The organism is Nocardia sp. NPDC046473 (assembly GCF_040645995.1).
Classification (GTDB): Bacteria; Actinomycetota; Actinomycetes; order Mycobacteriales; family Mycobacteriaceae; genus Nocardia.
The window spans coordinates 699,175-711,550 of the sequence record NZ_JBEYZJ010000002.1 but is presented as its reverse complement, the minus strand read 5'-3'; the positions used below and the strand labels follow the sequence as shown (position 1 = coordinate 711,550).

The 12,376-nt window shown below is 66.7% G+C and carries 9 protein-coding genes and 1 tRNA gene; 5 read left to right on the top strand and 5 right to left on the bottom strand.

What is annotated here, in order from left to right; genetic code table 11:
* Window positions 1-136: 136 nt before the first annotated feature.
* Window positions 137-219, top strand: a tRNA-Leu gene (locus tag ABZ942_RS08745).
* A gap of 807 nt (window positions 220-1,026) precedes the next feature.
* A complete protein-coding gene (locus ABZ942_RS08740; RefSeq protein ID WP_357380104.1) occupies window positions 1,027-2,436 on the top strand; it encodes a lipase family protein in 1,410 nt (469 codons plus the stop codon).
* Between the two features lie 110 nt (window positions 2,437-2,546).
* Here the strand turns inward: ABZ942_RS08740 and ABZ942_RS08735 are convergent, their stop codons facing one another.
* On the bottom strand, window positions 2,547-3,737 hold the full coding sequence (locus tag ABZ942_RS08735; protein WP_357380103.1) for an NADH:flavin oxidoreductase: 1,191 nt from the start codon (window positions 3,735-3,737) through the stop codon (window positions 2,547-2,549).
* Window positions 3,738-3,831: 94 nt separating this feature from the next.
* Between ABZ942_RS08735 and ABZ942_RS08730 the strand changes: the two genes are divergently transcribed.
* Window positions 3,832-4,599: an SDR family NAD(P)-dependent oxidoreductase gene (locus ABZ942_RS08730; RefSeq protein ID WP_357380102.1), complete on the top strand. Its 768-nt coding sequence runs from the start codon at window positions 3,832-3,834 to the stop codon at window positions 4,597-4,599.
* 29 nt (window positions 4,600-4,628) lie between these two features.
* Here ABZ942_RS08730 and ABZ942_RS08725 read toward each other — a convergent pair whose 3' ends face one another.
* Window positions 4,629-5,273, bottom strand: a complete 645-nt coding sequence (locus ABZ942_RS08725; protein ID WP_357380101.1) for a methyltransferase domain-containing protein — start codon at window positions 5,271-5,273, stop codon at window positions 4,629-4,631.
* 155 nt (window positions 5,274-5,428) lie between these two features.
* Here ABZ942_RS08725 and ABZ942_RS08720 point away from each other — a divergent pair, with 155 nt between their 5' ends.
* Window positions 5,429-6,844: a hypothetical protein gene (locus ABZ942_RS08720; protein WP_357380375.1), complete on the top strand. Its 1,416-nt coding sequence runs from the start codon at window positions 5,429-5,431 to the stop codon at window positions 6,842-6,844.
* Between the two features lie 1,345 nt (window positions 6,845-8,189).
* Here the strand turns inward: ABZ942_RS08720 and ABZ942_RS08715 are convergent.
* The gene (locus ABZ942_RS08715; protein WP_357380100.1) at window positions 8,190-9,191 is read right to left on the bottom strand and encodes a stage II sporulation protein M; all 1,002 of its coding nucleotides are present in this window, start codon (window positions 9,189-9,191) and stop codon (window positions 8,190-8,192) included.
* A gap of 43 nt (window positions 9,192-9,234) precedes the next feature.
* Here ABZ942_RS08715 and ABZ942_RS08710 point away from each other — a divergent pair, with 43 nt between their 5' ends.
* The gene (locus ABZ942_RS08710) at window positions 9,235-10,029 is read left to right on the top strand and encodes an RDD family protein (protein WP_357380099.1); all 795 of its coding nucleotides are present in this window, start codon (window positions 9,235-9,237) and stop codon (window positions 10,027-10,029) included.
* Here ABZ942_RS08710 and add read toward each other — a convergent pair whose 3' ends face one another.
* Both add and ABZ942_RS08700 read right to left on the bottom strand, forming a co-directional pair.
* Complete coding sequence (gene add / locus ABZ942_RS08705; RefSeq protein ID WP_357380098.1) at window positions 10,030-11,046, bottom strand: adenosine deaminase; 1,017 nt, start codon at window positions 11,044-11,046, stop codon at window positions 10,030-10,032.
* Between the two features lie 33 nt (window positions 11,047-11,079).
* Window positions 11,080-12,375, bottom strand: coding sequence for a DUF58 domain-containing protein (locus ABZ942_RS08700; protein ID WP_357380097.1), 1,296 nt, complete (start codon window positions 12,373-12,375; stop codon window positions 11,080-11,082).
* Between the last annotated feature and the right edge of the window lies 1 nt (window position 12,376).

Here is a 12,376-nt window from a genome sequence, read left to right as displayed (position 1 = left end):
GATATCCACGATCGTCCACACCTGTAACTCTTGGAAAGATCAGCGGGTTCCCGCACTTGTCCAGCCCCCGCGTCACAGGCCCACACGGGCGATTTCGTCCTGACGCGAGGTGCGTGATACTGTCTCCGAGTCGCTCGGGCGAGTGGCGGAATGGCAGACGCGCTGGCTTCAGGTGCCAGTGTCCTTCGGGACGTGGGGGTTCAAGTCCCCCTTCGCCCACTCCACTCGTGGAAGACCCGTGCTCGCAAAGAGCGCGGGTCTTTCTCGTTTCGTCATTCTTGTGGGGGCGCGGCCCCCACGCCCCGCTCGGAGGGGCTTCGCCCCCCGAACCCCCGATGCCTGTGGAACCCCGTGTGTGGGTTGCGTGGTTGATGACTACCGCGTTGGTGCGTGAGGTGGTGACCATCTTGCTCAGGTGTGCGTGCGGTGGTCTCGTGAGTTCCGTCGTTGCCGTGTTGGTTACGGGAGGGGTGGGGGCGCGGTGATTGGTTGGGGTGAATGGTTACGGGTTTCTGTTTCGGGCAGGGGGACTCGTGGCTTGCTTCGTGACTCGGGTTGGTGGAGTTGATTTCTCGGCGATGTGGTCGTTGTTGGGGGTGAGGGGTATATCCACAAGCTGTGTACAACTATCGATATCCACACGGTGTGCATAGTGTGAAATCCGCCCAGTTGGGGTTGTTTTCGCGGATTTCGGGTTGTGTACATTGGTGTTCTCAATTTTTGAAACGGGGTTGATTCACGGGGTGGGAGCGTTATCGGATCGGACATTTCGGGCCGGAGTGGCGGTGGAAAGGTCTCAGGCGGAAGTTGATTGGGGTTGTGTCAGAACGGGGTTGGGGGAGGTGGGGGGATTTTAAATTGGTTCTTCCTCGCGTTTCGCGTTGGATTATTCAAATGTTCATCTACGATTGCGGCGGCTCACACCGGAGTGGTCACTTCGCTAATGCCTGCATTCGTCGGGGATTTGGTGCCGCTACTCCTGGTTACGGCTTGTCATGCACCTCTCCCTCAGCTGAAGGATCAGGTATGAACATGTTCAAAACACGGCACCGCCGATATGGGCGGGCAACGATGTTGGCCGCGGGTGCTGCGGCCGTGATTCAAGTGGCGGCTGTCGGCTTTGCTGCGGCTTGCCCGTGCGCTTCGGATGACTATGTCCCGATTCAGCCCGCCCTGACGCCGCCGGCGATGCCTGCCGAAGATCAGGTGTTTCTCAACCCGCCGCGCGAGGTGGTCGCGGCCAAGCAGCCGGGCGAGATCATTGCCGCCCGTGAAGTGCATCCCGCGTTCCAGTCGGTCATTCAGCCGGACGTCGACGCATGGCAGCTGTCGTACCGTTCGAACAACAGCCGGGATGAGCCGATCGCCGCGGTGACCACGGTCATGAAGCCGCGCGGTAAGGCCCCGACGAACTTGGTGTCGGTGCAGATCCCGGAGGATGCCGTCGCGGCGCACTGTGCGCCGTCGTACGTCAGCCAGTTCTCGGCGTTGCCGCCGAACTACGCGGGCACGATGGGCCCGAACTTCATGCTCCCGATGGCCCTCTACGCGGTCACCAAGGGGTGGGGCGTCTCCATCCCCGATCACGAAGGCCTGCTCTCCGCCTTCGCCGCCGGCCCGCTGGCCGGCCGGATCACGCTCGACGGTATCCGCGCGGCGGAGAACTTCAAGCCGATGGAGCTGAAGCAGGGGCGTGACACGAAGGTCGGCCTGTGGGGCGACTCGGGTGGCTCCATCCCGACGATGCACGCCGCCGAACAGCGCGCCTCCTACGCGCCCGACGTCAACGTGGCCGGCGTCGTCTCCGGTTCCACCGCATCGGACCTGCGCGACCTGGTCGACTACCAGAACAACGGGCCGGCCGCAGGCACGGTGTTCGCGGGCATCATCGGCCTCTCGCGCGAATACCCGGAACTGCAGTCGTACATCGATCAGCACATAAACCCACTGGGCCAGGGACTGCGGTCCGTGCACAGCAATGTGTGCCAGGGCTGGTCGGTGATGAGCTTTCCGAATCTGAACATAAAGGGTCTGTTCGATACGCCGGACATGACGCGTGAGGCGGTGCCGGCAAAGTATCTGGATATGACCAAGATGGGGAATACCACCCCGGACCGGCCGACGTATATCTTCCAGTCGATGGGTGACTGGGTCATGCCCGCCTATGCGACCGACCGGCTGGTGGACAACTACTGCCAGAACGGTGGCCAGATCACCTACCGGCGCATCCAGATCGGCGAGTCCTACTCACAGGCGTTCTTGTCGGTGCCGGGCACATATCAGTGGCTGCAGGAGCGATTCGACGGCGTCCCGATCGGTGGCGGCTGCAACCGGCAAGACGTTGTGGCAATTGCCAAGGATGATTCGCCGGAGATGAACGAATGGGTGTCGATCGTCGGTCCGGAGTTGACCGCAGCGGCAGCCAAACCCGCCTAATTGATCGACGGGTGAGGGTGACGTAGTCGGTACCAGGCTGACGAAGCCCGGCCAGGTGTCGTAGTCACCGAAAGAAGGCCCGGTCCATCAGGACCGGGCCTTCTCGCTGTCTATGCCGTTGTCGCCGAATCGGCTACCGGCGAGGTCAATACACAATGGGTGCCCCGATAGATTGTCGGCATACAACGATTGCAGTGGGTACACAGTGACTCGGTTGCCGCGTCGTCCCGCATTCGATTGACCAATTCCGGATCGTGCAGCAGCGCGCGAGCCATCGCGACGAACTCGAAGCCGTGCGACATCGCGGTGTCGATCGCGGCGCGCGAGGCGATGCCGCCGAGCAGCACCAGCGGCAGGCCGAGTTCGGCGCGGAAGCGCAGCGCGTCGTCGAGCAGGTAGGTCTCGCGATACGGGTAGGTGCGCAGGAAGCGGCGACCGGCCAGGCGAATGCCCCAGCGCTGCGGCGTCGGGAACTGGTCGGCGAACTCGCGCAGCGGCACGTCGCCGCGGAACAGATACATCGGGTTGCGCAGCGAGCTGCCGACGGTGAGTTCGAGGGCGTCGAGGTTGCCGTCCTGCGTGAGCCACCGTGCCACGGCGAGGCTTTCGTCGCCGCCGAACCCGCCGCGCACGCCGTCGTCCATGTTGAACTTCGCCAGCACCGCGATCTCGCCGCCGACCTCCTGACGCACTGCGTCCGCAGTCTGCCTGGCCAGCTTCGCGCGATTGACCAGGGTTTCGCCGTACTCGTCCGAGCGCTTGTTCAACGCCGGACTGAGGAACGAGCTGATCAGATAGTTGTGTCCGAAGTGCAGTTCGACGGCGTCGAATCCGGATTCCACCGCCAATCGGGCGGCGCGCGCGTGGGCGGTGATGATCCGCCGGATGTCGGCCGTGGTCGCCGACTGGGTGAGCCGCAGGCTGATCGGGCTGAATTGCCTGCTCGGCGCGAGCGCGGGTGCGCGATTGGAGGCCGCGTTCGCAACGGGGCCGGCATGGCCCAATTGCGCCGAGACAGCACCGCCTTCGCTGTGTACCGCGTCGGTGAGCCGCCGCAGCCCGGGCACCGCCTCGGGCCGCATCCAGATCTGATGCCGGTCGGTCCGGCCCTCGGGCGCGACGGCGCAGTAGGCGACGGTGGTCAGCCCGGCGCCGCCCGCCGCGACCCGGCGATGGAAGTCGATGAGCTCGTCGGTGACCAGAGCGTCGGGCGTGCGCCCCTCGAACGTCGCGGCCTTGATGATGCGGTTGCGCAGCTGGACCGGCCCGAGCCTGGCCGGTTGGAACGCGTCGTTCGACATCTGCTCACAGTAGAACGTGTTTCAATTCCGCGTTCCCGAAATGAGCTGCCGGAAGTGCCTTGACTCACAATGAGAACCTGTTCTAATTCTTGGCATGCGCAGATATGACGGCCGCCGCGTGGTGGTGACGGGAGCAGGCTCCGGCATCGGACAGGGCATCGCCCTGCGGCTGCTGGACGAGGGGGCCCAGCTGGTCGCCGCCGATATCGACGAGCCGGGGCTGGCGGCCACGGCGGAGAAGGCGGGTGACGCCGCCGAGCGATTGCGGACGGTCGCGGTGAACGTGGCCGACCCGGAATCGGTGCGTGCGGCGACCGCGACGGCGCTCGACTTCCTCGGCGGGCTCGACGTGCTGGTGAACGGGGCGGGCATCCTGCGCCCGGCCCGCACGCACGAGATGCCGCTGGACGCGTGGAACCAGGTGATCGGGGTGAACCTGACCGGAACCTTCCTGATGACGCAGGCCGCGCTGCCCGCGCTGGTGGAATCCGGGCACGGCGTGGTCGTGAACATCTCCTCGACCGCCGCGTTCAGCGCCGCCCCCTACCTCGCGGCCTACGCGGCCTCCAAGGGCGGCGTCAACGCCTTCACCCACGCGATCGCGTTGGAGTACGCCAAGCAGGGCCTGCGCGCGGTGAACATCGTGCCCGCGGGCATCACCAGCGGTATCACCACGAAATCGATCCGGGATCAGCCGGAAGGCTTCGATCCGAAGCTGTTCGCCCGGATGACCGGCTGGCTCAACGGCGGCGCGCTCGGTAGCCCGGAGGATATCGCGGGTGTGGTCGCGATGGTCGCCTCCGACGACGGCCGCTACATGACCGGTACCGAGATCAGGATCGACGGCGGCGCATTGATGTAGTGGTCACGCTAGCTTCGGATATTCGTCGCTCACGAGCCCTTGGTGGCGATCAGCAGATGATGCTGGCCGAGCGGCGGATGCGAGAACTGTTCGTGTGCCACGGTGCAGCCCGAATTCTCCAGCGCGGCAATGACGTCGGCGACCGGACGAAGCGTGAAGCCGTACGCCGTGAACGGCACCTTCGCCATCACGTCCGGGTCGCCGATGCCGATCACCACCCGGCCGCCGGGCCGGAGGACGCGGGCCAGCTCGGCGCAGACCGCAGCCAGATCGGGCACGAAGTAGATGGTGTTGACCGTGATCGCGGCGTCCAGGCTGTCGTCGGCGAGCGGCAATGCGGTGAGCGAACCCTCGGCGAGTTGCAGTCGGCCCGAGGCGATTTCGCGCGGGTAGCCGGAGCGGGCGCGGGCGAGCATGTCGGGCGAGAGCTCGATGCCGTGCACCACGCCTTCGGTGCCAACGCGCGCGAGCAGCAGGGAAAGTCCTGCGCCACCGCCGAATCCGAGGTCGGCGACGGTCTGGCCCGCGGTGACCGCGGCGGCGGTGACCGCGCCGTCGATGGCGCGTTTGTTGCCGCGGTTGAGCATGAACGCAACGCCCTTGCCGAGTGCGCCGTGCGGATTGCCGAGTTGACCGGCGATGGTGGACAACAAGCGGGCGCGCACACCGTTCATGGCGCCATCGTAGGCATACCGCCGCCGGTGCCGCTGCTGATCGACTTCCGGCTACCGAGCCGACCGGAATTTGGATCACCGACGTTTCGAATACTGTGCCGGTGGCGTTCGTTTCGGTTCGATCGAATGCTGTGTTGTCGACCCGAAAGACCGTGATGCGCGCACCACTGATCCTCCTCGCCGCCTGTTCGATGGCGCTGCTGACCGCGGGCCCCGCGACGGCGACCGGCCAGTGGGGGCCGCTGGCGCCGCCCAATCCGTATCTCGGGCCGCTCGGTACGTCGACGATGCACGGGGACGCGGGTTCGTCGGATGCCACTGCGCTGGCGGGACCCGGTGCGGGCGCGGTGTCGGTCTCGGCCTATCCGCTCGCTTCGGCCTGCCCGACGCTGCTGGAGGGCTCGGACAAGCTGGTGGTCGCGTTGTGCACGGCGATCGTCGGTCAGGCGCCGACCGTGCATCTCATCGATCCGGCGGCGCCCGGACCGGTCGGGCACTCGCTGGCCGCGCTGCCGCTGACCAAGGGCAGTCTGCTCGGTGGCGTCTACGCGTATCTGGACAACCACGATCGGCTCGCGGTGGTGGATGGCGACAATCGATTGCTCCGTATCGGTCACACCCGTGACGCGGCGGGGAAGTGGCAGCTGGCGAGCGAGCAGGTGGCCGATCTGTCGGCGGTGATTCCGGTGGGGGACAACGTGACCGGGCTGGTGCCGGATTGGGCGGGCAATATCTGGTTCGCCACCGGCAACGGCGTTGTCGGTCTGGTCGCACCGTCCGGGTCGGCGGTCACAGTGACGTTGCCCGCCGATGAGCAAGTGGCCAACAGCATTTCGGCCGCACCGAGCGGACGGATCGCGGTCGCGACAACGCACGCGCTGTACGAACTGCGGGCCGACTCGTCGGGTCGACCCGAGGTGCTCTGGCGCGCGGCCTACGATCGCGGCTCGGCCCGTAAGCCGGGACAGTTGAGCTGGGGCACCGGCTCGACACCCACCTACTTCGGGCCGAACACCGGCGCCGACTATCTGACCATCGTCGACAGTGCCGACGGACAGGTGAACGCGCTGGTATTCCGTTCCGGAGGCGGGCAATTGGTGTGCTCGCAGCCGGTCCTGACGAAGGGCGGTGCGGGGAGCGAGAATTCACCGGTCGGCATCGGCCGCTCGCTGTTCGTCGCGAGCACCTACGGCTATCCCTATCCGGCGGTGCCCGCGGGCGCGGGACCGGCCGTACCGCCGACCGCGGCGTTCACCGGCGGCATGACCCGGGTTGAGGTGGACGACAACGGTTGTCACACGGTATGGGAGAACACGGTGCGCAGTGCGGCGGTTCCCCACTTGTCCACAGCCGACGGTGCTCTGTACACAGTGACGCGGCTCGGGCCCGACAGCACCACGCCGCTGGATGGTTACGCGTTCACTGTGCTCGATCCGGCGACCGGCGCGGTGACCGACAGTCATCCGTTGCCGGGCACCATCGTCGACGATCCGCTGCAGACGTCGCCGTTGCTCACTCATGACCGACAGGTGTTGCAGGGCACGGTCACCGGGATTCTGCGCGTCGGCTGAACACGTCGGCCCGCTCGTTCCATCGGCTGTGGATACCGGTGCCGCTCAGCCGAGTTCATGGTTTATGCACATGCCGAGTGTCGGTGATTACACCTGTGGATAAATCTGTGCGTTGCTCGAGGAGCATCGATGCACACCCACTCGTGTTCTAGCGGCTTCTGGGCGCGATATTGCGCCGCACGAGGTTTGGCGGAGTCGAATTCTGGCTGTGGATGATGCTGTGTGTTGTTTCGGGATGGCCGAATGCCGTTCACCTTCGCGTTCCCTGCCTGACCTCGAGCGTTGCGGCGCAATCGACTCCGAAGCGCCTGGGTGATGGCTGTGCATGACGGCATGGCCGGGTGCGCCGAGCTGTGTACGAAAGCTGTTGAGACAGCATCGTCTTTGTGGATGACGCGGCGGTGACCGGTGTGGACATCGATCGGAATGGATAGGGGCCCACGGGGCGGCAGCGGCACGGGTGGATCCTGTCCACAGCGGTGGACGGTTCGCGACTCCCAGCCTGTGCACGAACTGCGAATGGTGCTTGCACGCGGGTTACGGCCGTTGAACGTTGTGTATAGCCGGGCGGCATGACGCGGTCGTACCGCGTCCGTCTGGGGCTTCGATCGCGGGCTCGGCGTGCGTCTTTCGGCGTGTTGCACCGGCGTGTCCCAACTGGGGAAAGCTTGCCACAGTGTCGATTTCGCCGCATTCGCGACGGTTCAGGTGGCCGGTGAGGCGAAGATCACACTCCGCCTCGGGGTTGCGGCCGAGGTGCTGAAGGGGCTCCGACGAATCGGACATGCCGTCGCCTTTTCGTGTCTGGTTATTCCTGATCTTGACACGACACATGCATGTCCACAAGCAGTTCAACCTGGTATGTATCGGGTTAATAACGCCTTAAACAAACCTGTGGTCGCTTTCTGTTCATCCGGTGTCCAGCTATCTCGATCTATTGCAACGAAGGTGCAGGTCGTTGCCCTATGTCGGCACCATGGAGCGATCTATGCCGGGTGCGCAGCTAATCGTTCGAACGAGGTTTGTATCGCCACGAAGTGGACAAGGCGGGACCTGCGGATTCCCGAGATCGCCGACTTTCCGGCCGTTTCGAACGTTCCAAAACCGACAGCTGCAAGTTAGCTGGATCTGTGAAAAACCATGCCCCCACCAGGGTTTGCTGGCGTGCTGCTTTATACGCTTGACACGGGCGGAGAGGGTTGCGTAGGGATAACGATTGTGTAGAGTCAACGGTAACGCTGGCCGCAGCTGAGCATGACTCGCTGCGGCCAGCGGAACTCAATTGGGGGACATCGCAACCGATCCGTGACGCGGCGTTGCTGTCGAGTGTCCGAACCCGCTTCGCTCAGTGTGTGCTCGGGGTTGTCTGCCGGTCGTCGCTCGCCACATCCAGCGCCGCCGTCTTCGCGAGCACCACCCGGCGACCCACCCCGAACACGTAGACCAGGAACAACGCCTCGGCGAAGAACCCGATCGCGATGCGCACCGGTGCGGGCAGCGCACTCGGCGTGACGAATCCCTCGATGCAGCCACACACCAGCAGCACGCCGACCAACCCGAGCGCCACCGTCGCGGTCGCCCTGCCCTGCCGCGCCACCGCCTCCAACCGGCTCAGCCGGCCCGGATCAATCAGCGTCCAGCCGAGTTTCAGCCCGGCCCCACCCGCCACGAAGATCGCGGTCAGCTCGAGCGTGCCGTGCGGCAGGATGAACCCGAAGAACGAATCCAGCCGCCCGGCATCCGCCATCAGCCCGGCGGAGACGCCCAGATTGAGCGCGTTCATGAACAGCAGATACACCGCAGGCAGGATCAGCACCCCGGTGAACAGCGCGATCGCTGTCACCCAGGCATTGTTCGTCCATACCTGCGCGGCGAACGCACCCTGTGGATGTTCGGAGTAGTAGGACTCGAAGGCGCCGCCGCGTTCGGTCAGTGCACCGGTGTCCGATGAAATGCCGAGAACCGTACGCGCCGAATCGAATCGGGCCACCCAGACGGCCAACCCGGCGGACACCAGCAGGAACACCGCCGCCACGCTGACCCACCACGGCCAACTCCGATACAGGGCGGCCGGGAAGCGGTGCGTGAAGAACCGGCCGATCTCCTGCCAGGTATCGGCCCGGCTGCCGATCACCCGCCCGCGCGCCCTGGCCAGCAGCGCGCTCAACCCGGCGATCAGCTCCGGATCGGGGCTGTGCGATTGCAACCGCGCCAACTGCTGCGACGTGCGCCGGTACAGCGTGACGAGTTCGTCCGCCTCGGCCCCGGTGAGCCTGCGCCGTTTGGCCAGATAATCCAGCCGTTCCCACGCCCTCCGGTGTGCATAGCTGTACGCGTCGACATCCACAGGCTTGCCTCCCACTACCGCCGGTCGGAAGAATGCTATCGACATGGCTGAATTCACCACCGGCGAAGCGGTCGCGCTAGAGCTACCGATCGCCCGGCTCCCCACCAGGGCCACCGCGTTCCTCATCGACGTGGTGCTGCAGTTCCTGCTGGCCGCCACGCTGTTCGTGCTCACCGTGAGCGTGCTGCTGCCCAGCGGCGCGGACACGGCGTGGCTGGACGTTGCCGTGCTGGTCACCATCGTCGGCGTGCTGGTCGGCTACCCGGTGGCCTGCGAAACCGCCTCGCGCGGGCGGACGCTGGGCAAGTTGGTGCTCGGGTTACGGGTGGTGCGCGCGGACGGCGGCCCGATCGACTTCCGGCACGCGCTCACCCGCGGGCTGGCCGGTGCGATCGTCGACTTCTGGATGCTCGGCGCGTTCGGTGCGGTCGCGGTGGTGACGTCGATCTGCTCGCCGAACGCGCGGCGGGTCGGTGACGTGCTCGCGGGCACCGTTGTCGTGCACGCCCAGCGGCCGTTGCCCGCGCCGCTGCTCGCGGTGCCGCCGCCGTGGCTCGCGGGCTGGGCGGTGCCGCTGCCGCTGGCCATACTGCCGGACGATCTGGCGCTCGCGGTGCGGCAGTATCTGAGCCGGTTCCGCACCCTGACACCCGTCGTGCAGCACGAGTTGGGCGCCGCGCTGGTGAGCGCGGTGTGTCAGCGGCTGCAGGTGCCGGAGCCGACCGGGTATCCGCCGCTGCAGGTGCTCGGTGCGGTGATCGCCGAGCGGCAGCGCCGGGTGCTGCCGCCGCCGATGTTCCCGGTGTTCGCGCCGATGCCGATCCGGGTCGGTCCGTAGTTACCGGTTGGCGGCGACGTAGTCGTCGATCTCGCGCAGGAACTGGTCCAGCCGCGCGGGGGTGATCCAGGAACCGCGGAACGAGTTCTTCGCCAGGGCCACCAGCTGATCGATGTCGAGGCCCGCGTGCTCGGCGAGCGCGACGTAGTTGTCCGCCGCGTAGGCGCCGAAGTAGGCGGGATCGTCGCTGTTGATCGTCACGGTGAGGCCGCGGTCGAGCAGCCCGATGATCTCGTCGGACTTCATCCGGCTGGTGACGAAGGAATTCGAGACCGGACAGCAGGTCAGCGCGATCCCCTTGCCCTTGGCCAGCTCGACCAGCCGATCGTCCTCGACGATGTTGGTGCCGTGGTCGAGCCGATCCACGGCGATGTCCTCCAGGGCCTGCCGGATGTGCTCGATCGAGTCCTGCTGATCGATATCGCAGTGCATGGTCAGCAGGAAGCCCTCGCGGCGGGCCCGCGCGAAGACGGCCGCGAACTTGCTCGGCGGATTGCCGCGCTCGTCCGAGTCGAGCCCGACGCCGATGATCCAGTCGCGGTACGGCAGCGCCTCCAGCAGCGTCGCCATCGCGTACTCGGCGGAATGGTCGCGCAGGAAGCAGAGGATCAGCTCGGCCGATATCCCGAACTCGCGCCGCGCCCGCACGATCGCGGACCGGTATCCGTCGATCACGGTGGCGAACGGGACACCGCGTCCGGTGTGCGCCTGCGGGTCGAAGAACATCTCGACGTGCCGAACACCCTCGGCGTGTGCCCTGGTCAGGTAGTCGAATGCCAGATCGTGAAAGTCCGCAGGCTCCAGCAGGACTCGCATGGCCGGGTAGTAGACCTGTAGGAACGAGGTCAGATCGTGGAACTGATAGGTCTGCTTGACCTCGTCCACCGTCTGCGCGGCCAGCTCGATCCCGTTGCGCTGGGCCAGCCGGAATTTCAGCTCCGGCTCCAGTGTGCCCTCCAGATGCAGGTGCAGCTCGGCCTTGGGCAGTCCACGGACAAACGCGGCGAGATCAGACATGGGTACATAATGCGCTGCCGGTTGCCGGACGGGCTACATCGTGCCGGACCGTTTGAGCTCCAGGTATTCGTCGGCGAGGGCCTCGGCGAGGTGGTCGGGGGAGGTGGCGACCACCGCGATTCCCTTGCGGCGCAGTGACTCTTGCACCAGGGCACGTTCGGCGAGGATGGACTCGGCGGCGGCCGCGGGGTAGAGGTCGGCGCGGGTGGTGCGGCGGGTCGCGGCTGCTGCGACGTCGGGGTCGGTGACCGAGACGATGAGCACGCGGTGGCGTTGGGCGAGGGTGGGCAGCACCGGGAGCAGGTTCTCTTCGACGGCGGCACCGTCGAGGCTGGTGAACCAGACGACCAGGCTGCGGCGGCGGGTGCGCTGGATGGCGGCGCGCACCAGGCCCGCGCTGTCGGTGTCGACGAGGGCGGGAGTGATGCCCGCCATCGCGTGCATCAGCTTGAGCTGCAAGCCTTTTCCGCTGATGCCGCGCACCTCGGCGCGCGGTTCGCGGTCGAAGGCGAGCAGGTTGACCGAGTCGCCCGCGGCGGCGGCGAGCCCGCCGAGCAGCAGCGCGGCCTCGATGCCGGCGTCCAGGCGGGTGCCGTCGCCGACCCGGCCCGCGCTGATCCGGCCGGTGTCCAGCAGCATCAGCATGTGCCGATGCCGTTCCGGTCGCCAGGTGCGTACCAGCACGTCGGTGGCGCGGGCGGTGGCGCGCCAGTCGATGCCGCGCACGTCGTCGCCCGCGACGTACTCGCGGAACGAGTCGAACTCGGTGCCCTGCCCGCGCAGGTTGGCCACATTGCGGCCCTCGAGTTGTTGCAGCCGTTTGACTTTCGAGCGCAGCAGGCGCTCGCTGCGGAACGGCGGCAGCGCGCGCACGCGGGCCGGCACGCGACGGCGGGTCTGCCTGCCCGCCAGGCCGAGCGGGCCGATCAGTCGCACGGTCACCTGGCCCGCCACCCGGTCGCCGCGATACGTCGGGGCGAGCGTGGTGTGGAAGCGGACCAGCGTGGCCGGCGCCAGATCCAGTTGGTGCGTGCGGTTTTCGGAGCGGGCGCTGTCGGGCCAGTCGTCCCACACGGTGCCGCGCAGGGCGCGGGCGCCGTTGTTCACCGCAACGAGCTCCACCTCGGTGGCGCGGCCGAGCCGGACCACGGTCAGCGGCTCCCTGGACAGCGTGAGATCGCGGGCGCGGCCGACCGAGCCGAGGTCGAACAGTAAGGCGGCGGCCAGCAGGCCCGTCGCGACCAGCACGCCGAGCAACGACGGAACGACGAAGGTGACGAGCAGCGCGAGGATGCCCGCCGCGGCGGCCAGCCGACCGGTGACGACCACG

Bases quoted from the DNA above. Each gene is read 5' to 3' on its own strand.
- ABZ942_RS08740 (WP_357380104.1), top strand. From the start codon at position 1,027: ATGAACATGTTCAAAACACGGCACCGCCGATATGGGCGGGCAACGATG.
- ABZ942_RS08735 (WP_357380103.1), bottom strand. From the start codon at position 3,737: ATGTCGAACGACGCGTTCCAACCGGCCAGGCTCGGGCCGGTCCAGCTG.
- ABZ942_RS08730 (WP_357380102.1), top strand. From the start codon at position 3,832: ATGCGCAGATATGACGGCCGCCGCGTGGTGGTGACGGGAGCAGGCTCC.
- ABZ942_RS08725 (WP_357380101.1), bottom strand. From the start codon at position 5,273: ATGAACGGTGTGCGCGCCCGCTTGTTGTCCACCATCGCCGGTCAACTC.
- ABZ942_RS08720 (WP_357380375.1), top strand. From the start codon at position 5,429: ATGCGCGCACCACTGATCCTCCTCGCCGCCTGTTCGATGGCGCTGCTG.
- ABZ942_RS08710 (WP_357380099.1), top strand. From the start codon at position 9,235: ATGGCTGAATTCACCACCGGCGAAGCGGTCGCGCTAGAGCTACCGATC.
- add (WP_357380098.1), bottom strand. From the start codon at position 11,046: ATGTCTGATCTCGCCGCGTTTGTCCGTGGACTGCCCAAGGCCGAGCTG.